General features: G+C 69.2%; 15 protein-coding genes. 12 read left to right on the forward strand and 3 right to left on the reverse strand.

Features of this window, described 5'->3' with window-relative positions; translation table 11 throughout:
- Positions 1–423: 423 nt before the first annotated feature.
- The 3 genes from FG99_RS21800 to FG99_RS21810 form a co-directional block, all read right to left on the reverse strand.
- Entirely contained in the window at positions 424–2,049 is a 1,626-nt protein-coding gene (locus FG99_RS21800; RefSeq protein ID WP_141766141.1) for an ABC transporter substrate-binding protein, read from the reverse strand.
- Positions 2,050–2,082: 33 nt separating this feature from the next.
- Entirely contained in the window at positions 2,083–3,684 is a 1,602-nt protein-coding gene (locus FG99_RS21805; protein ID WP_043272328.1) for an ABC transporter substrate-binding protein, read from the reverse strand.
- 199 nt (positions 3,685–3,883) lie between these two features.
- Positions 3,884–4,597 (reverse strand): SIMPL domain-containing protein, encoded by a 714-nt coding sequence (locus FG99_RS21810; RefSeq protein WP_043272329.1) that lies wholly within the window; start codon positions 4,595–4,597, stop codon positions 3,884–3,886.
- 195 nt (positions 4,598–4,792) lie between these two features.
- Between FG99_RS21810 and FG99_RS21815 the strand changes: the two genes are divergently transcribed.
- From FG99_RS21815 to FG99_RS21870, 12 genes are all read left to right on the forward strand, one after another.
- Complete coding sequence (locus FG99_RS21815; RefSeq protein ID WP_009617745.1) at positions 4,793–6,049, forward strand: ATP-binding protein; 1,257 nt, start codon at positions 4,793–4,795, stop codon at positions 6,047–6,049.
- A gap of 22 nt (positions 6,050–6,071) precedes the next feature.
- A complete protein-coding gene (locus FG99_RS21820; RefSeq protein ID WP_009617747.1) occupies positions 6,072–6,632 on the forward strand; it encodes a response regulator transcription factor in 561 nt (186 codons plus the stop codon).
- A 210-nt stretch (positions 6,633–6,842) separates the two neighbouring features.
- Positions 6,843–8,576, forward strand: a complete 1,734-nt coding sequence (locus tag FG99_RS21825) for an ABC transporter ATP-binding protein/permease (RefSeq protein WP_043272330.1) — start codon at positions 6,843–6,845, stop codon at positions 8,574–8,576.
- A gap of 199 nt (positions 8,577–8,775) precedes the next feature.
- Positions 8,776–9,723 carry a M23 family metallopeptidase gene (locus tag FG99_RS21830; RefSeq protein WP_043272331.1) on the forward strand — a complete coding sequence of 316 codons (948 nt, stop codon included), beginning with the start codon at positions 8,776–8,778 and terminating at the stop codon, positions 9,721–9,723.
- Positions 9,704–10,066, forward strand: coding sequence for a hypothetical protein (locus tag FG99_RS21835; RefSeq protein WP_043272332.1), 363 nt, complete (start codon positions 9,704–9,706; stop codon positions 10,064–10,066). The genes FG99_RS21830 and FG99_RS21835 overlap by 20 nt, the downstream gene beginning before the upstream one ends.
- A 17-nt stretch (positions 10,067–10,083) precedes the next feature.
- On the forward strand, positions 10,084–10,530 hold the full coding sequence (locus FG99_RS21840) for a bactofilin family protein (protein WP_043272333.1): 447 nt from the start codon (positions 10,084–10,086) through the stop codon (positions 10,528–10,530).
- Between the two features lie 73 nt (positions 10,531–10,603).
- Entirely contained in the window at positions 10,604–11,545 is a 942-nt protein-coding gene (locus tag FG99_RS21845; protein WP_043272334.1) for an AEC family transporter, read from the forward strand.
- A 533-nt stretch (positions 11,546–12,078) separates the two neighbouring features.
- A complete protein-coding gene (locus FG99_RS21850) occupies positions 12,079–12,885 on the forward strand; it encodes a YfaP family protein (RefSeq protein WP_043272335.1) in 807 nt (268 codons plus the stop codon).
- A gap of 40 nt (positions 12,886–12,925) precedes the next feature.
- Positions 12,926–14,653, forward strand: a complete 1,728-nt coding sequence (locus FG99_RS21855; protein WP_043272336.1) for a DUF2138 domain-containing protein — start codon at positions 12,926–12,928, stop codon at positions 14,651–14,653.
- Complete coding sequence (locus FG99_RS21860; protein WP_043272337.1) at positions 14,623–15,273, forward strand: DUF1175 domain-containing protein; 651 nt, start codon at positions 14,623–14,625, stop codon at positions 15,271–15,273. Before FG99_RS21855 ends, FG99_RS21860 begins: the two co-directional genes overlap by 31 nt.
- Positions 15,270–19,814 carry an alpha-2-macroglobulin family protein gene (locus FG99_RS21865; protein WP_043272338.1) on the forward strand — a complete coding sequence of 1,515 codons (4,545 nt, stop codon included), beginning with the start codon at positions 15,270–15,272 and terminating at the stop codon, positions 19,812–19,814. The genes FG99_RS21860 and FG99_RS21865 overlap by 4 nt, the downstream gene beginning before the upstream one ends.
- The gene (locus FG99_RS21870; RefSeq protein WP_043272339.1) at positions 19,815–21,452 is read left to right on the forward strand and encodes a DUF2300 domain-containing protein; all 1,638 of its coding nucleotides are present in this window, start codon (positions 19,815–19,817) and stop codon (positions 21,450–21,452) included.
- Position 21,453: the final 1 nt, after the last annotated feature.

Below are 21,453 nucleotides of genomic sequence, written 5' to 3' on the forward strand. Positions count from 1 at the left end.
GGAGATCTTATCCGCGAACCGCGCCGGAACCTCCGGCTATCGCGGACAAGGTCCGCTCCTACGGGGGAGGCATGCCGTGTCTCTCGGTAACCTGTAGGAGCGGGCCCTGCGCGCGATATCGCGCGCAGGGCGCGCTCCTACATTGGAATGGTGTGGGTGGGGCGGCGTAGGAGCGGATCTTATCCGCGAATCGCGCCGGAACGCCCGGCTATCGCGGACAAGGTCCGCTCCTACGGGGGAGGCATGCCGTGTCTCTCGGTAACCTGTAGGAGCGAGCCCTGCCCGCGATTTCGCGCGCAGGGCGCGCTTCTACATTGGAATGGTGCGGGTGGGGCGGCGTAGGAGCGGATCTTATCCGCGAACCGCGCCGGAACCTCCGGCTATCGCGGACAAGGTCCGCTACAGGGGGCGGGAAATACGGGCTCAGGGCCCCAGTTCGACGTGGGTGAAGTTGTTCGAGCCCAGCGGGCTCAGGGTGAAGCCCTTCACCCTGGGGCTCAGCACCACGAACTGTTTCGGGTAGGCCAGGGCTATCCAGGGCGCTTCGCGCTGGAAGATCGCCAGGGCCTGGCGGTACAGCGCGGCGCGGGCGTCCTGGTCTGTGCTGGCGCGGGCCTGGCGCAGCAGGTCGTCGAACTGGGCGTTGCACCAGCCGGCCATGTTCTCGCCGCTCTGCGCGGCGGCGCAGGACAGGTTGGGGGTGAGGAAGTTGTCCGGGTCGCCGTTGTCGCCCACCCAGCCCATGAACACCAGGTCGTGCTCGCCATGCTTGGCACGGCGGATCAGCTCACCCCATTCGTAGACGCGGATGTCGGCGCGGATGCCCAGCTTGCCCAGGTCGTTCTGCAGCATCTGCGCGCCTATGCCGGGGTTGGGGTTGGCCGGGCCGCCGCCGGGGCGGGTCCAGATGCTGAGCTTCTGCCCTGGCTGCACGCCGGCCTCGGCCAGCAACTGGCGGGCCCGTTCGAGGTCGCGCGGCCAGCCCTTCAGGTCCGCGTCCGAACCCCACAGCGTCGGCGGGTAGGGCGCCACCGCGGGGCTGGCGCCGCCCTCGCCGAACTGCGCCTTGCGGTAGGCGTCGCGGTCGAAGGCGAGGTTGATGGCCTGGCGCACACGCACGTCGTCCAGCGGCTTGTGCCGGGTGTTGATGGCGACGTAGGCGACCAGCAGGGAGTCCAGTTCCTCCACCTTCAGGCGCGGGTCCCTGCGCAGTTCGGGGATGTCCGTGGGCCGCGGGTACACCGCCACCTGGCAGTCGCCGGCGCGCAGTTTCTGGATGCGCACGCTGGGGTCGGGGGTGATCGCCAGCAGCAGGCGCTCGATCTTCGGCGTGCCGCCCCAGTAGTCGGGGTTGGCGGCGAAGCGCACCTGGGCGTCCTTCTGGTAGCGCTGGAAGACGAAGGGGCCGGTGCCCAGGGGCAGGTTGTTCAGTTGCTCGGGCTTGCCGGCCGCCAGCAGCAGGTCGGCGTATTCGGCCGAGTAGATGGAGGCGAAGCCCATGGCCAGGTCGGCGAGGAAGGGCGCCTCGGGATGGCGCAGGGTGAAGCGTACTGTCAGGTCGTCGACTTTCTCGACGCGCTCGATCAGCCCCGGCAGGCCCATCGACTGGGCATAGGGGAAGCCGCGCGGGGCCAGCCTGTTCCATGGATGCGCCGGGTCGAGCTGGCGCCGGAAGCTCCAGAGCACGTCGTCGGCGTTGAAGGTGCGGGTAGGCGTGAAGTAGTCGGTGCGCTGGAACTTCACGCCGGGGCGCAGGTGGAAGGTGTAGGCCAGTCCGTCGGCGCTGATGTCCCAACTCTGCGCCAGCGCGGGGATCACCTTGGTGCTGCCGGGGGCGAACTGCACCAGGCGTTCGTACACCGTCTCCGCCGTGGCGTCGGCGGTGGTGGCGGCGGTGTACTGGGTGATGTCGAAGCCTTCCGGGCTGCCCTCGGTGCACACCACCAGGGGCCGGGCCAGGGCCGGCGCGGCGGCGAGCAGCAACGCCAGGGCCGCCCACGCGGGGCGGCCCGGACGTCTATCGGTAAGCGGCTGTAGCCAGCGCAGCATGGCGTGACGGCCGCCTCGCGGCGGCCGCGGGCCTTACTTGCCGACGCCCACGCCGTAGAAGGAGTTGAGCGCGAAGGGGCTGATCTTGAAGTCCTCGACCGTCTTGCGCATCGGCTGGTACACGGTGGAGTGGGCGATCGGGGTGATCGGCACCTGCTCCTTGAGGATGTGCTGGGCCTGTTTGTACAGCTCGGTGCGCTTGGCCTGGTCGGGGGTGCGCTTGGCTTCCTTGATCAGCTTGTCGTAGGGCTGGTCGCACCATTTGGAGAAGTTGTTGCCGTTGACCGCGTCGCAGCTGTACAGGGTGCCCAGCCAGTTGTCCGGGTCGCCGTTGTCGCCGCTCCAGCCGATCAGCATGGCGTCGTGCTCGCCGGCCTTGGCGCGCTTGATGTATTCGCCCCATTCGTAGGTGACGATCTTCGCCTTGATGCCGACCTTGGCCCAGTCGGCCTGGAGCATCTCGGCCATCAGCTTGGCGTTGGGGTTGTACGGGCGCTGCACGGGCATGGCCCACAGGGTGATCTCGGTGCCTTCGGGCACGCCGGCCTTCTTCAGCAGTTCCTTGGCCTTTTCCGGGTTGTAGCCGGCGTCCTTGATGCTGTCGTCGTAGGACCACTGGGTCGGCGGCATGCCGTTCACGGCGAGCTGGCCGGCGCCCTGGTAGACGGCGTCGATGATGGCCTTCTTGTTCACCGCCATGTCCAGCGCCTCGCGCACTTCCAGCTTGTCCAGCGGCTTGTGCAGCACGTTGTAGGCGATGTAGCCGAGGTTGAAGCCCGGCTGCGAAGGCATGTTCAGGTTGGCGTCCTTCTTCAGCGACTCCAGGTCCGCCGGGCGCGGGAACAGGGTGATCTGGCACTCGTTGGCCTTGAGCTTCTGCATGCGCACCGAGGCGTCGGTGTTGATGGCGAAGATCAGGTTGTCGATCTTCACCTCGCCGGGCACCCAGTAGTCCTTGTTGGCCTTGAAGCGGATCATCGCGTCCTTCTGGTAGCGGCTGAACACGAAGGGCCCGGTGCCGATCGGCTTCTGATTGATGTCGCTGGCGCGGTTCCGCTTGAGCAACTGGTCGGCGTATTCGGCGGACTGGATGGAGGCGAAGCTCATGGCCAGGTTCTGGATGAACGCGGCGTCCACCTCGTTGAGGACGAACCTGACGGTGTAGTCGTCGACCTTCTCCACCTTGGCGATGTTGGCGTCCATGCCCATGTCGGTGAAGTAGGGGAATTCGGTGGGGTAGGCCTTACGGAACGGGTGGTTCTTGTCGAGCATGCGCTCGAAGGTGAACAGCACGTCGTCGGCGTTGAATTCGCGGGTCGGCTTGAAGTAGTCGGTGGTGTGGAACTTCACGCCGTGGCGCAGGTGGAAGGTGTAGGTCTTGCCGTCATCGGATACGTCCCACTTCTCGGCCAGGCCGGGGATCACCTGGGTGCCGCCGCGCTCGAACTGGGTGAGGCGGTTGAACACGGTCTCGGCGGCGGCGTCGAAATCGGTGCCGGTGGTGTACTGGCCGGGGTCGAAGCCCGCCGGGCTGCCCTCGGAGCAGAACACCAGGTTGCCGGCGGCGTGGGCGAAGGGAGCGCTGGCGATCAACCCAGCGGCGATCATGGAGCGGATGACGGCATTCTTGCGCATGCTGACCTCAGATTGTTGTGGTTGTCATCGAGGCACGTCCTTGTGGGGCGTGTCGCCTGAAACTATGCAGGGCACATGCCGGGCGCAAGGGCCACACCCGCCACAGTGTAGAAGCTGTGGGGAAGTCGTAAGGGAATGTCGCAATAACGCAAGAAGCCCGCCGCGGCGCCCGGGCGGGTGGCGCCGCGGCGGGCCCGCATCAGGGCATCTGCACTTCGATGGTGCCGTCGGCGGTCACCGTGACCTGGCTGGTGCCGGCCTCGATCTCCGGGGCCGCGGCGAAGCCGGCGTCGGCCTTCATCGCCGCCATGCGCATCACTGGCATCGGCCGTGGCGCGCCGGCGCTGTTCAGGTTCAGGTTGACCAGGCGGTAGCCCTTGCCGCCGAGGGAGTCGGTCAGCAACTGGGCGCGGGCCTTGAACGCCGCCACGGCGTTCTTCATCAGGCTGTCCTCGTTCTGCTGGCGGGTGGAGTCGGCGATGCTGAAGCTCATGTTGCCCATCTTCAGCTTGCCCAGCAGGCTGGCGGTGAGCTGCGATAGCGCGGCGAAGTCCGAGCTTTCCAGGCGCAGTTCGGCGCGTTCGCGCCAGGCGGTGATCTTCTGGCCCTTGTCGTCGTACACCGGGTAGCTGTTGCGGCTGCCCAGGCTGACGGTCACGCCCTTGGCCTTGCGCGCCTCGGTCACCGCGGCGTTGAGGGCGGCGGTGGTCTCGGCGGCGAGCCTGGCCGGGTCGCTGGCCTGGGCTTCGTTGAAGAGGGTCACGTGCATCTGGTCGTGGGCCACTTCCTGGCTGGCCTCGGCGTGCAGCGACACCAGGTTGTAGCGCGGCTCGTCGGCCTGGGCGGCGAAGCTGGTGGCGGCCAGGGCGACGGCTGCGGCCAGGGCGGCGAGGCTTTTCTTCAATGCGGACATGTTCGACTCCTTGGTCCTGTAATGAGTCCCGGGTGCAGGGTAGACGACCCCGCACATGGACAGTCAGACCTATTGACGCAGGTCGGCGTTCAAAGGGGTTGAATCGCGATAGCCTTTATCTCGTATGCTGTGTCGCTATGACGCACCGAGAGGGGAAGGGGCTTGGCTATACTCGCGCAAATTCCGGAATTCACCATGCGCACACCGGTTTTCCAGTTATCCGCCAGCCGGCAGAACCTGCTGCACCTGACGCTCATCCGTATTCTCGTGCTGGCCGCCCAGGCCGGTTCGGTGGGCATCGCCTACAAGGCCCAGTTGATCCCGCTGCCCTGGGCGGCGCTGGGGGTGACCCTCGGCGTGTCCCTGGTGCTGTGCCTGGCCACCGCCCTGCGCCTGCGCGGGCCCTGGCCGGTGACCGAGGTGGAATACGCGGTGCAACTGGGCTGCGACCTGATCATCCACAGCGCCCTGCTGTATTTCTCCGGCGGCTCGTCCAACCCCTTCGTCTCCTATTACCTGGTGCCGCTGACCATCGCCGCGGCGACCCTGCCATGGCTCTACACCATCGTCCTCGCCGGCCTGGCCCTGGCCGCCTACACGGTGCTGCTGGTGTGGTTCCACCCGCTGAACATCGCCCCGGCGCAGCGCGACTACCTGCTGATCTACGGCATGTGGCTGAGCTTCGCCCTGGCCGCCGGGCTGATCACCTTCTTCGTCGCGCGCATGTCCCAGGCGCTGCGCCGCCAGGAGCAGATAGTCGCGCAGCGCCGCGAGGAGGGCATGCGCGACCAGCAACTGCTCGCCGTGGCCACCCAGGCCGCCGGCGCCGCCCATGAGCTGGGCACGCCGCTGGCGACCATGAGCGTGCTGCTCAAGGAACTGCGCCAGGCGCACCCGAAGGACCCGCTGCTGCAGGAAGACCTGGCGCTGCTGCAGGAGCAGGTCAAGCTGTGCAAGGACACCCTGCAGCAACTGGTGCGCGCCGCCGAGGCCGACCGCCGCCAGGCCATCCAGGAGCAGGGCGTCAACGAATGGCTGGAGGCGGTGCTGCGCCGCTGGCACCTGATGCGCCCGGAGGCCACCTACCGCTACCTGAACCTGGGCCCGGGCAGCGCCCCGCGGCTGACGCCGCCCACCGACCTCACCCAGGCCCTGCTGAACCTGCTGAACAACGCCGCCGATGCCTGCCCGGACGACCTGGAGATCTGCGTCGACTGGACTGCCACCGACATCTGCCTGAGCATCCGCGACCACGGCCCCGGCGTGCCGCTGGCGATCGCCGAGCAACTCGGCAAACCCTTCTTCACCACCAAGGGCAAGGGCTTCGGCCTCGGCCTGTTCCTCAGCCAGGCCAGCGTCACCCGCGCCGGCGGCACGGTGAAGTTGTACAACCACGAAGACGGCGGCACGCTCACCGAGCTGCGCCTGCCGCGCAGCTATGGTGTGGTGTGAACCCACGCGCGAGGAAGTACCCATGAGCGAAGAGAATCTGTTCGAAGGCGAAGAGCAACCCCACCTGCTGCTGGTGGACGACGACGCCACCTTCACCCGTGTGATGGCGCGTGCGATGAGCCGCCGCGGCCTGCGCGTATCGGTCGCCGGCTCCGCCGAGGAAGGCCTGGCGCTGGCCAAGGAAGACCTGCCCGACTACGCCGTGCTGGACCTGAAGATGGACGGCGACTCCGGCCTGGTGCTGCTGCCCAAGCTGCTGGAGCTGGATGCGGAGATGCGCGTGGTGATCCTCACCGGCTACTCCAGCATCGCCACCGCGGTGGAAGCCATCAAGCGCGGCGCCACCAACTACCTGTGCAAGCCGGCCGACGCCGACGACGTGCTGACCGCGCTGCTCTCGCAGCACGCCGACCTGGACAGCCTGGTGCCGGAAAACCCCATGTCGGTGGACCGCCTGCAGTGGGAGCACATCCAGCGCGTGCTGGCCGAGCACGACGGCAACATTTCCGCCACCGCCCGCGCCCTGGGGATGCATCGGCGGACGTTGCAGCGTAAGCTGCAGAAGCGCCCCGTGAGGCGTTAAGGAATTCATAAGAAGCTGTATCTACGATCTCGCGAGCTAGCGCAGAACAAGGCGAAAACAGGCGAGGGAGCGCAGTTTAGTCCGCTAAATGAGCATCACTCGCCTGTTTTTAACGCAGTTATGCCGACGCGCAGCAGATCGTAGACAGGTTCTAAGACAGGGAGCGCCGACTGGGCGCTCTTTTTTTGTGCCCGTGCCGAGCCCGACCCGATGACTGAAAGCGCCGAATACCGTGCCGCGAACGATGCCGTTCGCGGGCATTTCTTCTCCCAGGTGTGGAAACTGACGGCGCCCTACTGGCGCAGCGAAGAGAAGGGCATGGCCTGGCTGCTGCTGATCGTGGTGATCGCCCTGTCGCTGGTCGGCGTGGGCGTCTCGGTGTGGGTCAACACCTGGTACCGCGACTTCTACAACGCCCTGCAGAACAAGGACCTCGATGCCTTCATCCGGCTGATCCTGTACTTCTGCGGGATCGCCGCGGTGGCCATCCTGGTCGCCGTGTACCGCCTGTACCTGACGCAGATGCTGACCATCCGCTGGCGCCGCTGGCTCACCGAGAAGCACTTCGCCGCCTGGCTGTCCGACAAGAACTACTACCGCCTGGAACAGCGCGGCTACACCGACAACCCCGACCAGCGCCTGTCCGAGGACCTCAACAGCTTCACCGACACCACCCTGAGCCTGGGCCTGGGGCTGATCCGCAACCTGGTCAGCCTGGTGTCCTTCTCGGTGATCCTCTGGGGCGTGTCCGGCAGCATCGAGCTGTTCGGCATCAGCATTCCCGGCTACATGTTCTGGGCCGCGCTGCTCTACGCCCTGGTCGGCAGCTGGCTGACGCACCTGATCGCCCGCCGCCTGATCGGCCTGAACAACCAGCAGCAGCGCTACGAGGCCGACCTGCGCTTCGGCCTGGTGCGCATCCGCGAGAACGCCGAGAGCATCGCCCTGTACAACGGCGAGGGCAGCGAGAACGAGCGCCTGATGACGCGCTTCCGCAACGTCTGGGGCAACTTCTGGGAACTGATGAAGGTGCAGAAGCGCCTGACCTTCTTCAGCTCCGGCTACGCCCAGATCGCCATCATCTTCCCGATCGTGGTGGCCGCGCCGCGCTACTTCGCCGGCAAGATCCAGCTCGGCGAGCTCATGCAGATCAACTCCGCCTTCGGCAACGTCCAGGACGGCCTGAGCTGGTTCATCGACGCCTACTCCAGCCTGGCCACCTGGCGCGCCACCTGCGACCGTCTGCTGAGCTTCCGCAACGCCATGGACGAGGTCGCCGGCGAGCACGAGAGCATCGCCGTGCACGCCGCCGGCAACGGCCTGCAGCTCAAGCACCTGAGCCTGCGCCTGGGCGACGGCAGCGTGCTGCTGGAACCCACCGACCTGACCCTGCGAGCCGGCGAGCACGTGCTGATCAGCGGCCCCTCCGGCGCCGGCAAGAGCACCCTGCTGCGCGCCATGAGCGGGCTCTGGCGCTACGGCGCCGGGCAGGTGCAGATGCCCGCGGCGCGCACGCTGTTCCTGCCGCAGAAGCCCTACCTGCCGATCGGCAGCCTGGCCACGGCCCTGAGCTATCCGGAGGAACCCGGCCGGCACGGCCCCGAGCGCCTGCGCGAAGTGCTGCGCCTGTGCCGCCTGGAGCACCTGGGCGAACGCCTGGACGAAGCCCAGCACTGGCAGCGCCTGCTCTCGCCGGGCGAACAGCAGCGCCTGGCCATCGCCCGCGCGCTGCTCTACGCGCCGGCCTGGCTGTTCCTCGACGAGGCCACCTCGGCGCTGGACGACAACGACGAAGCCGCGCTCTACCAGACCCTGCTGGAGCAACTGCCCGGCGTGACCCTGGTCAGCATCGGCCACCGCGCCGACCTCAGGCGCTTCCACGAACGCCAGCTGCGCCTGGAGGATCGTCACCTGCGGGAGGTCGAGGCGGTGCTCCCGGCCTGACACGCCTACCTGTGGCAAGGGAATCCCCCGGCGATAGGATTTTGGGAAAGATCGTGCTGTGAATTCCTTCAGATTTTGCAGGAAAGCTCGCAATTGATTGGCAGTTTTGGGGACTGCTGCATCGTTCTCTGACCCATACCCGGTACCCTCGACGGCTTTGCGGTAAACAGCCCGTCGCATTCGGATTCCGGATATCGCCATGCATGGTCTTTCCCCTTCTGGTCAGGCGTTGACGCGCGAGGCATTGCGCCTGGTGAACCCGCGCCGCTTCCTTGGCCTCGCGCTCGCCGGCGCCACGGCGCTGGCGCTGCTGACCTTCGCCGCCGGCCTGTGGCTCGGCCGCGTCATGGCGCCGCCCGCGCCGCTGGCCGAGGCCGCCCCGCAGCAGACGCCGGAGCAGCGCTTCGCCGTGGCACGCCTGGGCGAGCTGGCCGGGCGCCTCCAAGTGCTGGAAAAGGACGCCGCCTACCTGCTGAAAGTGGTCGACGGCCACGAGGACATCGCCCGCAAGCTGGCGCGCATCGACCCCGGCCTGGTGCCGGAGCAGGCGCCGGCACGCGGCGCTGACGGGGAGGGCGGCCTGCTGCTGCCGCCGCGGCCATGCCAGGCCGCGCCGCTGGTCGACGTGCAGCAGGGCACCGAGGCCGCGCGTTGCCTGAGACGTCAGCTCGACCTGCTGCTGGACGCGGTGTCGCGGCGCAACGCCGACTTCCTCGCCATCCCCACCCACCGCCCGGTGGACAAGGCGCGCCTGGGCTCGGCCTTCGGCAACCGGCTGGACCCGTTCAACCGCCGCCTGGCCTTCCACTCCGGGCTCGACTTCGCCGCGCCCGGCGGCACCGAGATCCAGGCCGCCGCCGGTGGCCGGGTGGTCGCCGCCGGCCCCTTCAGCTCCTATGGCATCCGCGTGGAAATCGACCACGGCAACGGCCTGCTCACCCGCTATGCGCACCTGTCCAGGGCCGAGGTGCGCGTCGGCGACGTGGTGATGCCCGGCCAGCGCATCGCCGCCATGGGCTCCACGGGACGCTCCACCGGCTCGCACCTGCATTTCGAAGTGCTCTACCGCGGCGAGTTCGTCGACCCGCAGCACTTCCTTTCCCTCGGCGACATGGAGAAGGCCCTCGATGCGCTGGCGCAGGACTAGGCCGGCGACCACCCGCGAACTGCTGCGCGCCGAGCACCAGCCGCGGGCCCAGGTGGCGCGCAGCTACCGGCCGCTGCTCTGGGCCGCGCTGGCGCTGGCCATGGCCTTCGCCGCGGTGCATTTCTGGCGCGGCTCGCAGCAGGCCGAAACACAGCAGCGCATCGATGCGTTGCAGGCCGGCAATGCCGCGCTGGCCGCCGACCTGCAGCGCCAGCGCCTGCTGACCGCCGAGGCCCAGGCCACGCGCGAGCAGCTGCAGCGGCGCATCGACCAGATGTCCGGGGAACTCAAGAAGCTCAAGACCGACCTGGCGTTCTACCGCCAGCAGAAACCCGCCAAGTGATCCGCAGGAGGACGAACATGTTCAGCAGCAACAAGAAGAAAGGGCCGCAGGTGGCGGTGGACAGGTTTTCCAGCCTGCTGTCGGGCAACCTGGCGCTGGTGGGCGACCTGGAGTTCGAGGAAGGCCTGAAGGTCCAGGGCCGCATCCAGGGCAACGTGCGCCACAAGCCGGGCACCCAGAGCCTGCTGGCCCTGGGCGCGGAAGGGCGGATCGAGGGCTGCGTCAGCAGCTACGACGCGCTGATCGACGGCACCATCGTCGGCGACCTCTACGTCGAGCACCTGCTGGAGCTGCATTCCAACGCCCGCGTCATCGGCAACATCCACTACCGCCAGCTGAGCATGGAGAACGGCGCCAGCGTCGACGGCAAGCTCACCCGCCTGGACGAGCAGCGCCCGCTGGAACTGCCGGCGCCCGCGAGCCACCGGGCGCGTGCCGAGGCCGAGGAAGCGGAGCCCGCCTGAGGCAAATCGTTAGCACGCGAAGCACCGCCCCTTGTTATGATCGCCGCAGTTCTTCCGCCGGCGTTTCCCCTCCATGCTCGCACTGCTGTTCCAGACCCTCGGCATCACCGCGCCGGTGTTCTCCATGCTGTTCATCGGCGTGCTGCTGCGCCGCGTCGGCTGGATCGACCAGGGCTTCATCCAGACCGCCTCGGCCCTGGTGTTCAACGCCACCATGCCGGTGATGCTGTTCCTCGGCATCTACCATTCCGACCTGCACCGCGCGGCCAGTCCGGCGGTGCTGACGTTCTTCTGCCTGGCCACCCTCGGCGGCTTCCTGCTCGCCTGGGCCTGGGCGCACTGGCGGGTGCCGCGGCAAGAGCGCGGCGTCTACGTGCAGGGCGCCTTCCGCGGCAACAACGGCATCGTCGGCCTGGCCCTGGCCACCAGCCTCTACGGCGAGCACGGCCTGGCCCTGGGCTCGGTGCTCGCGGCCCTGGTGATCCTCTGCTACAACACCCTGGCCACGGTGGTCCTGGCGATCTACAGCCCGGTGCTCAAGTCCGACCCGCTGAGCATCGCCCGCCAGGTGCTGGTCAACCCGCTGATCATCGGTGTGCTGGCGGCCTTCCCGTTCGCCTGGTGGGGCATCGCCCTGCCGGCCTGGGTGCTCACCTCCGGCGACTATTTCGCGCAGATGACCCTGCCCCTGGCGCTGGTCTGCATCGGCGGCACCCTGTCGCTGCCGGCCCTGCGCAGCAGCGGCAGCCTGGCCCTGAGCGCCAGCCTGATGAAAATGGTCTGGCTGCCGGCGCTGTGCACCGCCGCCGCCTGGCTCTGCGGCTTCCGCGGCGCCGAACTGGGCGTGCTGTTCCTCTACTTCGCCAGCCCCACCGCCGCCGCCAGCTACGTGATGGCGCGCGCCGCCCAGGGCAACGCCGAACTGGCGGCCTCGATCATCGTCATCACCACCCTGGCGGCGGCGCTAACCACCAACCTGGGGCTGTTCATCCTGCAGTGGGGTGGGTGGATCTGAGGTGCTCAACCTCGAATCGCGGCGTCAGCCGGCAAGTTCGTAGGGCGTATAACCGTTCGCGGTTATACGCCGCTTCACCTAACTCATGCCCGGCGTTGCGGTCGAGCCCGGAGTGTCCCGAAACAGGCGCTCCGTGGCCGAACCCGAAGCGCGCCTGGGGTCGAGGTCAAACGGCGTATAACGCCGTAGGCGTTATACGCCCTACGCCCAGCCCTCCCTCGGCGTAGGGCGTATAACCGTTCGCGGTTATACGCCGCTTCACCTAACTCATGCCCGGCGTTGCGGTCGAGCCCGGAGTGCCCCGAAACAGGCGCTCCGTGGCCGAACCCGAAGCGCGCCTGGGATCGAGGTCAAACGGCGGATAACGCCGTAGGCGTTATACGCCCTACGCCCTGGACAACCTCCCGCTGGGGCGCGGTCTAGGCAGAATCTGAATTCGCAGACAACATCACTTACTCTGCCCGAAGGCCATTTCAAGCCGTTTTACAGGCGGTTACACTGTCCCCCTTCCAGCGCGCGACAAAGGATTGCTCATGCGTTTCCAGGATTCCGTCCGCAGCCTCGCGCTGCTGTTCGGCCTGCTGTGGCTGGCGTCGTCGTACGCCGGGCCCGGCGCCGAATTGTCCAGCCCGGCCGCCGGCTGGCGCTACTCGGGGTTGCTCGACGATCTCGACAGCCCGCGCGTGGCCTATCCGACCCCGCCCATCGACCGTGGCGGCCAGCGCGGCCGCAGCCTGATCGAGGGCGACCTGAAGAACCTCGCCGGCACCGACCGCGCCCAGCGCCTGGTGGTCAACGGCAACCCGCTGCCGCTCTATACCGACGCCCAGGGCCATTTCGTCCGCCCCTACGCCTTCGGCGCGGGTTCCAACAGCGTCGAGGTGGCCAGCGCCGACGGCCAGTCGCTCAAGCGCGTGCAGTTCTACGAGGCCAACGCCGGGCGCGTGCCGCCGCGGGTGCGCGTGGCCCTGGGCTGGGACGACCCCAAGGCCGAGCTGGACCTGCACATAGTCACCCCCGACGGCCAGCACGCCTTCTGGGCGCGCCCGCGGCTGGGCAACGGCGGCGGCCTCGACCCGGACGGCGTCGACGGCCCCGGCCCGGAAATGTTCAGCATGGCCGCGCCGCTGCACGGCACCTACCTGGTCTACGTCAACTACTGGGGCAATTTCGGCGCGCAGGGCTATAACTTCCAGGCCGGCGCCAACCAGCAGGACGTGATCACCGCCCAGGTCAACCTGGTGTTCAACGAGAACAGCGTCGACGAGAAGCGCGAGACCTTCGTGGTGCCGCTGCGCACCATCGGCGACCTGGTCCTGGTCAAGACCTTCACCTACTGAAAGCTGTCCCCTGCCAGGGATGAAACGGGATCGAGCAAGCATGAGCGACAACACCACTCCCAGCCCCACTCCTTCCGCCGAAGCCGCACCGGTGAAGCGCTGGCCGCTGATCTTCGGCGGCCTGGTGCTGGCCCTGCTGGTCTTCGGCGGCCTGCTGGCGCGCTACGTCTGGCTGGCGCCGCCGAGCGGCCCGCTGGCCGGGCTGGAGGCGCCGCCGACCAATGCCCCGGGCCGCGACATCAGGCACCCGGACGCGCTCATCGAAAGCGCTTCGCTTGCCCGCCTGCCCAAGGAACTGCTGGAGGTGCCGCTGCTGCGCGACACCCTCACCGAGGACTTCGTCTTCTACTACGAGAACGACGGCGACCGCCTCGGCCTGGCCGGCAGCCTGCGGCGCATCGTCTACGAGCACGACCTGACGCTGAAGGACAGCCTGGTCGAGGAACTGCTCGACCAGCCGGCCCAGGTCGCCCTGTGGCGCGGCGCCGACGGCCGCCTGCGCGACTTCCTGGTGGTGATGAAGCGCGGCGGCCTGGCCAGGCTGCTGGAGCCGCTGGCGCACATCGCCGCCAACGACAGCCAACTGCGCAAGGTCGGCGAGCTGAAGGGCGGCACCGGTGTCTATCGCCTGCGCTACAACGCCCAGAAGACCCTGCTGTTCGCCTCCAGTGGCGACTACCTGGTGCTGCTGTCCAACCCGAAGATGCTGTTCCCCAATGCCAGCGACGACGAGCCTGGCGCGGCCGACGCCCAGGTCAGCGCCGACCTGGCCGCCCTGCTCGGCGGTGACGACGCCTTCCCGCGCGCCTTCGGCCTGGGCCCGCGCGGCGAGCTGAGCCAGCGCATCAGCCTCGGCGCCGGCGCCCTGGCCATGGGCTACCAGCGCTTCATCCCGGCCTTCGCCGGGGTGCGCTTCGACAAGGATGCCAAGGGCTGGAGCAGCTACCTGGCGCTGAACGCGGTGGAGCGCCAGCCGGACCTCGACTTCAGCCCCGTGTGGCAGGCCATGCCCATGGGCGCCAGCGCCTGCGTGGCGCTGCCGCTGACCCCGGGCCTGTACGACAGCCTGCTGGTGCGCCTGGGCGCCGAGCAGAAGATGGCCGCGGCCTTCTCCGAGCACCTGTCCGGCGCCGCCGGCCTGTGCTGGTACGCCGACTCGCGCCTGTATACGCCGCTGCTGGTGGCCACGCTCAGCGCGCCGCCCGGCCCGGAACTGGACGCCGACCTGGGCAGGCTGTTCGACAGCCTGGTGGGCGCCTACGAGGCCAACGCCGAAGGCGGCAACTTCCCGGTGGACGAGCAGAACCAGGGCGAGACCCACAAGTGGCTGCGCCAGGTCAGCTCCAATTTCGGCCAGTACGCCGCTGCCGATGCGGCCGACCCGGACGCCGTCAGCGGCCGCGGCTTCTTCCGCGTCGGCCTGGCGCGGCAGGGCAGCACCCTGCTGTTCTCCCTCGACGACCAGTTGCTGGACAAGGCCCTGGGCACCCTCGACAAGCGCTTCCCGCCGCTGGCCGACGTGCTGCCCAAGGACGCCCTGGTACCGGCCTACCTGGCGCCGCAGTCGCTTTCCACGCTGCTCCAGCGCGAAACCCTGGACAGCCTGCCGCAGGACATGGAGCCGGTGTTCCGCAATGCCGCCGACAGCCTGCTGCTGCCGCGCCTGAAGGCCCTGGCCGGGCACGGCGGCTACGCCCTCGGCCTGCCCGCCGGCAGCCGCGCCGAACAAGCCTGGCAATGGCTGCCGCTGCAGTGGCGCGCGCTGTGACGGCACGCGCCCTGCTGCTGGCGTTCGGCCTGTGGGCCGCCCAGGCCGGCGCGGCGTCGCTCGATCCGGAGCAGTCCCAGGTATTCCGCGCCTGGTTCGTGCGCATCGCCGAGGAACAGCTGCGCCAGGGCCCCAGCCCGCGCTGGCACCAGCAGGACTGCGCGGGCCTGGTGCGCTTCGCCGCCAACGAGGCGCTCAAGCCCCACGACGCCAAGTGGCTGCGCGCCAACGGCCTGTCCAACCGCTACCTGCCGCCGGAGCTGGCGCTGAGCGACGAGCAGCGCGCCCTGGCGCAGAACTGGCGGCAGGGCGGCGGCCAGGTCGGCCCCTACGTCAACGCCATCAAGCTGATCCAGTACAACAGCACCCTCGTCGGCCGCGACCTCAACCAGGCGCGGCCCGGCGACCTGATCTTCTTCGACCAGGGCGACGACCAGCACCTGATGATCTGGATGGGCCGCAACATCGCCTACCACACAGGTACCAGCACGCCGACCGACAACGGCATGCGCTCGGTCAGCCTGCAACAACTCATGACATGGAAGGACACCCGATGGATACCCGACCCTGCCAACCCCAACTTCGTCGGCGTGTACCGCTTGTCGTTCCTCGCCCGATGAAGCTGCTCGCGCTGTGCGCCGGCCTGGCCCTGGGCGGCCTGCTGGCGGGCGCGCCGGCGCAGGCCCGGGCCGACGACGAGGTGCCGGCGAGCAACTACGCGCCGATCAGCGGCGAGTCGTTCTTCCTGCTCGCCGACAGCAGCTTCGCTCCCGACGAAGAGGCCCGCGTGCGCCTGGAGGCGCCGGGCCGCGACTACCGCCGCTACCGCATGGAGGCCTACGGCGGGGTGGACATGCGCGTCTACCGCATCGACAAGCCGCTGGACTTCCTCAAGCGCCAGAAGAACCTGCACCGGGTGCTGGCCGAGGGGCAGTTCAAGGGCGAGGGGCTGTCCAACACCCTGGCCTACCTGTGGGACAACTGGTACCGCAAGTCGCGGCGGGTGATGCAGCGCGCCTTCTCCTACGAGTCGCGCAAGCAGGTCACCGAGGTGGTGCCGGAGCTGAAGATGGGCCAGGCCATGGCCGCGCCCACGCCCTACGATGCCCAGCCGCAGTACGCGCCGATCCCCGGCCTGCCGCTGGTCGAGCAGTTCCGCTATCCGCTGTGGGACGCCAAGCCCATCGAACCGCCGGCCGACGTCAAGCTGGCCGGCTCCTCCAGCGAGTTCATCAACGTCTCGCCGGGCAACGTCTACGTGCCGCTGGGCAAGCTCAAGCCGGGGCTGTACCTGGTCGAGGCGCTGGTGGGCAAGTACCGCGCCACCACCGTGGTGTTCGTCTCCAGCACCGTGGCGGTGAGCAAGATCGCCGGCAACGAGCTGCTGGTGTGGTCGGCGCGCAAGCACGAGGGCACCCCGGTGCCGGATACCCAGGTGCTCTGGACCGACGGCCTGGGCGTGATGAGCAGCGGCCGCACCGACGCCGAGGGCCTGCTGCGCCTGCAGCACGCCAGCCCCGAGCGCTCCTTCGTGATCGGCGAAGACAAGGAGGGCGGCGTCTTCGTCTCGGAAAACTTCTACTACGACAGCGAAATCTACGACACCAAGCTCTACGCCTTCACCGACCGCCCGCTGTACCGCCCCGGCGACTGGGTGGCGCTGAAGATCTACGGCCGCGAATTCAAGAACGCCCGCGACTCCGCCGCGCCCCAGGCCGCGCCGGTGAAGCTGAGCGTGATCGACGCCGCCGGCACCACCCTGCAGACCCTCGACCTGCAACTGGACGCCAAGGCCGGCGCCAACGGCCGCTTCCAGCTGCCCAGCAATGCCGTGGCCGGCGGCTACGAGCTGCGCTTCGACTACCGCGGGCAGACCTACAGCAGCGCCTTCCGCGTGGCCGAGTACATCAAGCCGCACTTCGAGATATCCCTCGACCTCGCCAAGCCGGACTTCAAGACCGGCGAAGCGGTGAAGGGCAACCTGATCCTGCTCTACCCGGACGGCAAGCCGGTGGCCAACGCCAAGCTGCAACTGAGCCTGCGCGCCCAGCAGCTGTCCATGGTCGACAACGAGCTGCAGTACCTCGGCCAGTTCCCGGTGGAGCTGACCAGCGCAGAACTCAGCACCGACGCCCAGGGCCGCGCGGCCCTCGAACTGCCGGCGGCGGACAAGCCCAGCCGCTACCTGCTGACGGTGTTCGCCAGCGACGGCGCGGCCTACCGGGTGAAGACCAGCAAGGAAATCCTCATCGAGCGCGGCGCCGCGCGCTACCGCCTGGCCGCGCCGCAGCGCTTCAGCGCGGTGGGCGACAAGGTCGAGTTCAGCTACGCGCCCGAACAGCCCACCGAACTCAAGCCCAAGAGCTACCGCTGGGTGCGCCTGGAGGATCGCTCCACGGGTGACGGCGAGGCCGGCGACGGCAAGTTCGTCATCGCCTTCGACAAGCCCGGCACCTACAGCATCGAGCTGCGCGACGCCCAGGGCCAGCTGCTCGGCGGCACCGGCCACTCGGTGAGCGGGGAGGGCGTGAAGGCGGTGCCCGGCACCGTGGAAATCGTCCTCGACAAGGCCGAGTACCAGGCCGGCGACGAAGCCCTGGCGCTGATCACCTTCCCCGAGCCGGTGGACGACGCCCTGCTGTCGCTGGAGCGCGACAAGGTCGAGGCCACCGCGCTGCTGTCCAAGGGCGGCGACTGGCTGAAGCTGGAGAAGCTCAACCCCACCCAGTACCGCGCGCGCATTCCGGTGAAGCCGGACTTCTCGCCGAACCTGACCTTCTCCGTGCTCTACACCCGCGGCGGCGACTACAGCTTCCAGAACGCCGGCATCAAGGTGACGGTGCCGCAGGTGGAGATCGCCATCGCCACCGACAAGGAACGCTACGAGCCGGGCGACACCGTGACCGTCGACCTCTCCACCACCTACGCCGGCAAGCCGGTGTCCAGCCAGGTGGCGGTGGGCGTGGTGGACGAGATGATCTACGCCCTGCAACCGGAGATCGCCCCGGGCATCGACCAGTTCTTCTACCACCCGCGGCGCAACAACGTGCGCACCAGCGCCAGCCTGTCGTTCATCAGCTACGACGTGGCCCTGCCGGGCAGCGCCAGCGCGCCGGGGCGCAGCAACCGCAGCGAGCGCGGGGTGAAGGTGCTGGAGCGGCCGCGCCGCGAGGATGTGGACACCGCCGCCTGGGAACCGAAACTGGTCACCGACGCCGAGGGCAAGGCGCGCTTCAGCTTCCGCATGCCCGATTCGCTGACGCGCTGGCGCATCACCGCGCGGGCCATGGACAGCGACGGCCAGGTCGGCCAGAAGAAGCAGTTCATCCGCTCGGAAAAACCGCTGTACCTGAAGTGGAGCGGGCCGAAGCGCTTCCGCGCCGGCGACAAGCCGGACCTCGGCCTGTTCGTGTTCAACCAGGGCGAGCAAGCCAAGGCCGAGCTGCTGGTGCGCTACGCCGGCCAGGAGCAGACCCAGGCGCTGGAACTGGCCAAGGGCGTGAACTACGTGCGCCTGCCGGCCCAGGCCCTGAGCGACGGCGAGTGGAGCGCCGAGCTGCGCCAGGACGGCCAGGTGCGCGACAGCCTGGCCGTGCGCTTCGCCCTGGCCGCCGACGGCTGGCAGGTGCTGCAAGCGCGCAGCCTGCAACTGGCCGGGCAGAACAGCCCGCTGCAACTGCCGGCGGACGCCCGCGACATCCGCCTGCGCCTGGACGACAGCGCCAGCGCGCTGTTCCGCGGCAGCCTCGACGACCTGCTGGCCTATCCCTACGGCTGCGTCGAGCAGACCGCCAGCCGCCTGCTGCCGTTGAGCGTGGCCTACCCGCTGCTGGCCGAGGGCGAGCCGCGGGTGCGCGACCGCCTGCGCCTGATCATGCAGAACAGCCGCCTGCGCCTGGTGCAGATGGCCGGGCCGAACGCCTACTTCACCTGGTGGGGCGACAACACCGACAGCGACGCCTTCCTCACCGCCTACGCCTACTACGCCGATTGGCACGCCAGCCGCGCGCTGCAGATCAGCCTGCCGCCGGAGCACTGGCAGCGCGTGCTCGACCTCTACGCCAAGCTGGCCGAGCAGACGCCGCTGCTGCAACGCGCGCTGATCCTCGGCTTCGCCCGCGACATGCAGCTGCCGGTGCAGACCCTGGTCGGCGGCCTGCTCGACGACCTGGCCAAGGCCGGGGAGGGCGAGGACGCGAAGCTGCCGGCCGACGCCGAAGTCAGCCTGGTGATGGCCGAGCCGGACTCCAGCCTCGGCCTGGCCGTGGCGCGGGTGCTGGCCAACAACCTGGCGCAGCAGGCCAAGGTGCCGCTGCCGGCGGCCTTCGCCAAGCAGCTGGACGGCGCGCGGCTGAAGGTCAACGGCAGCGACCAGCCGTTCGCCCAGGCGGTGCAGCTGTCGCTGGCGGCGCCCGACGTCAACCGTGCCCGCGCCCTGCTGGCGCGCCTGGGGCCGCAGCAGTCGACCCTGGAACGCGCCCTGGCGCTGACCTGGCTGCAGCGCGCCCTGGCCCAGGCGCAGGCTCCCGAACCGCTCAAGCCGGGCAAGGACTGGGCCGAGCAGCAGGGCCCCAGTGGCGAGCGCTACTGGCAGTGGCAAGGCCAGGGCGTGCCCGCCGAGCTGACCCTGCAGACTCCGCCGTCGCGCCCGCTCAATGCTTCGCTCAGCTACCGCAGCGCCGAGGCGCCGGCCAGTCAGTTGCCGGTGAGCATCAGCCGCCGCCTGCTGCGCCTGGTGCCGGGGGACAAGGCGTTCGAGTTCAAGGTCGAGGAACTGGGCGACAAGCCGCTGTCCAGCGACGAGCTGTACCTGGACGAAGTGACGGTCAAGACCGAGCAGCCCACCGCGCTGCGCTACGGCATGCTGGAAGTGCCGTTGCCGCCGGGCGCCGACGTCGAGCGCACCACCTGGGGCATCCAGGTCAGCGGCCTGGGCGGCACCGAGGCGACCAGCCTGGAACGCGCGCGCAACGAGCCGGGCGACCTGCACTACGGTATCCCGGTGGACAGCCTGGCCGGCGAGCTGCGCTTCCGCCACCTGGTGCGCTTCTCGCAGAAGGGCGAGTTCGCCCTGCCGCCGGCGCGCTATGTGCGCATGTACGCGCCGGCGGAGCAGGCCCTGGAGCAGAACCCGGCGCTGGCCAGGGTGAAGGTGCAGTAAATGGGACGGCGCCTGGCCTGGCTGCTGCTTCTGCTGCCGCTGTGCGCGGCGGCGCAGGCGCCCGTCGAGCTGGCCTGGCGCAGCCCGCAGGGCGACCTGCTGTTGCATCTGGACCAGCAGCAGGTGCTCGCCCGCGAGCCCCTGCCGGCGGACCTGCGCACGCCGCTGGGCAGCCTGTGGAAACTCTTCGTCTTCGCCTGGCTGGTGGACAACGACCGGCACGAGCCGGAGTACGCCTGCAAGGGCCAGTCCCGCGAGGAGGTGTACTGCTGCTCGGCCGGGCAGAGCATCGGCCGCGACCAGGCGCTGGTGAGGTCCTGCGGCCTCTACTACCAGCCGGCGCGCCTCGGCCTGGACGCCGCGAGCTGGCGCCGCTACTGGCAGGAACGCCAGGCGCCGGCCTGGCTGCTCGATCTCGAACGCCTGCAGCCGCAGACCGAAGTGCCGGTGGCCGAACTGCTCGACATGCTGACGCGCCTGCCGGCCCAGGCCGAGGCGCGCCAGGTGCTGCTCGACGTGGTGGTCAACGCCGACGACGGCCGCGCCCTGGCCAGCCTGGGCGGGCGCCTGCGGGTGAAGACCTGGAGCTGGCTCGACGAGCACGACCCGCAGTCCCGCCGCGGCGGCTTTGCCGGCTGGCTGGCGGACGGCTCGGCGGTCTGGGCCTCCGGCCCCGGCACCAGCAAGACGGTGCTGGCGCACTACGCCGAAGCCCTCGGCGCCGCGCTGCCGGCGCCCTGGCCGCGCGAGCCGGGGCGCTGCGTGGCGGTGGCGCTGTTCGAGCGCTACCCGCTGCGCGAGGTCTTCGACGTCCAGGGCCGCCCGGCGGCGGCCGGCGGCCTCAGCGGCAGCTACCGGGTGAGCTTCGCGAACGGCAACGACCTGGATATCCACAGCGACGGCGAACTCTTCCTGCAGCGCGACGGCAAGCCGCAACTGGTGGCGCGCCTGGACCGCGAGGAATACGTCGCCCGGGTGCTGCAACGCGAAGCCGCGGCGACCCCGGTCGAGGCCGCCCGCGCCCTGGCCGTGGCCATCCGCAGCTACCTGCTGCAGAGCGCCGGGCAGCGCGGCGAGTGCCTGAGCATCGCCGACAGCAGCCAGCGCCAGCGCGTCGCCCCGCGTCCGGCCACGGCGCAAATGCGCGCCGTGGCGGCCTTCACCGACGGCTTGGTGCTGGCCGGCAGCCCGGTCACCTACCACGCCGACCAGGCCGGGCCGGCGAAACTCTCCTGGCAGGACGCCAAGGCCCAGGCGGCCAACGGCCTGCGCTTCGACGCCATCCTCGCCCGCGCCTTCCCGCAGGCCAGCCTCAGCGCCTGGAACAACCCGGTGGCCGCCTGCCAGCCGCTGCCGGCGGCCGAGGACTGGCTGCGCAAGCAGCGCCGCGCGTGGCGCGCGAAGCTGGACGGTGAGCCGGGCTACGAGGAATTGCAGAGCTTCGCCGTGTGCCAGCTGTCCTCCGGGCGCCCGTATGTCGACCGCGAGCGCCAGCGCATCTACGTGCGCGGCCTGTACTCGCTGCAGGACCGCCTCGACCTCACCCACGAATACCTGCACCTGGCCTTCCAGGCGCACCCCAACGGCCAGGACGAGGGTTTCGTCGAAAGCCTCGCCCGCCGCCTGATACTGGAATGAC

Source organism: Pseudomonas sp. AAC, assembly GCF_000725445.1.
Taxonomy (GTDB): Bacteria; Pseudomonadota; Gammaproteobacteria; order Pseudomonadales; family Pseudomonadaceae; genus Pseudomonas; species Pseudomonas citronellolis.

Excerpts from the sequence above, each read along its gene's own strand:
- FG99_RS21860 (WP_043272337.1), top strand. The coding sequence starts at position 14,623 with ATGGCTGCCGCTGCAGTGGCGCGCGCTGTGACGGCACGCGCCCTGCTG.
- FG99_RS21870 (WP_043272339.1), top strand. The coding sequence starts at position 19,815 with ATGGGACGGCGCCTGGCCTGGCTGCTGCTTCTGCTGCCGCTGTGCGCG.
- FG99_RS21815 (WP_009617745.1), top strand. The coding sequence starts at position 4,793 with ATGCGCACACCGGTTTTCCAGTTATCCGCCAGCCGGCAGAACCTGCTG.
- FG99_RS21850 (WP_043272335.1), top strand. The coding sequence starts at position 12,079 with ATGCGTTTCCAGGATTCCGTCCGCAGCCTCGCGCTGCTGTTCGGCCTG.
- FG99_RS21840 (WP_043272333.1), top strand. The coding sequence starts at position 10,084 with ATGTTCAGCAGCAACAAGAAGAAAGGGCCGCAGGTGGCGGTGGACAGG.
- FG99_RS21855 (WP_043272336.1), top strand. The coding sequence starts at position 12,926 with ATGAGCGACAACACCACTCCCAGCCCCACTCCTTCCGCCGAAGCCGCA.
- FG99_RS21835 (WP_043272332.1), top strand. The coding sequence starts at position 9,704 with ATGCGCTGGCGCAGGACTAGGCCGGCGACCACCCGCGAACTGCTGCGC.
- FG99_RS21865 (WP_043272338.1), top strand. The coding sequence starts at position 15,270 with ATGAAGCTGCTCGCGCTGTGCGCCGGCCTGGCCCTGGGCGGCCTGCTG.
- FG99_RS21810 (WP_043272329.1), bottom strand. The coding sequence starts at position 4,597 with ATGTCCGCATTGAAGAAAAGCCTCGCCGCCCTGGCCGCAGCCGTCGCC.
- FG99_RS21805 (WP_043272328.1), bottom strand. The coding sequence starts at position 3,684 with ATGCGCAAGAATGCCGTCATCCGCTCCATGATCGCCGCTGGGTTGATC.
- FG99_RS21830 (WP_043272331.1), top strand. The coding sequence starts at position 8,776 with ATGCATGGTCTTTCCCCTTCTGGTCAGGCGTTGACGCGCGAGGCATTG.
- FG99_RS21800 (WP_141766141.1), bottom strand. The coding sequence starts at position 2,049 with ATGCTGCGCTGGCTACAGCCGCTTACCGATAGACGTCCGGGCCGCCCC.
- FG99_RS21820 (WP_009617747.1), top strand. The coding sequence starts at position 6,072 with ATGAGCGAAGAGAATCTGTTCGAAGGCGAAGAGCAACCCCACCTGCTG.
- FG99_RS21845 (WP_043272334.1), top strand. The coding sequence starts at position 10,604 with ATGCTCGCACTGCTGTTCCAGACCCTCGGCATCACCGCGCCGGTGTTC.
- FG99_RS21825 (WP_043272330.1), top strand. The coding sequence starts at position 6,843 with ATGACTGAAAGCGCCGAATACCGTGCCGCGAACGATGCCGTTCGCGGG.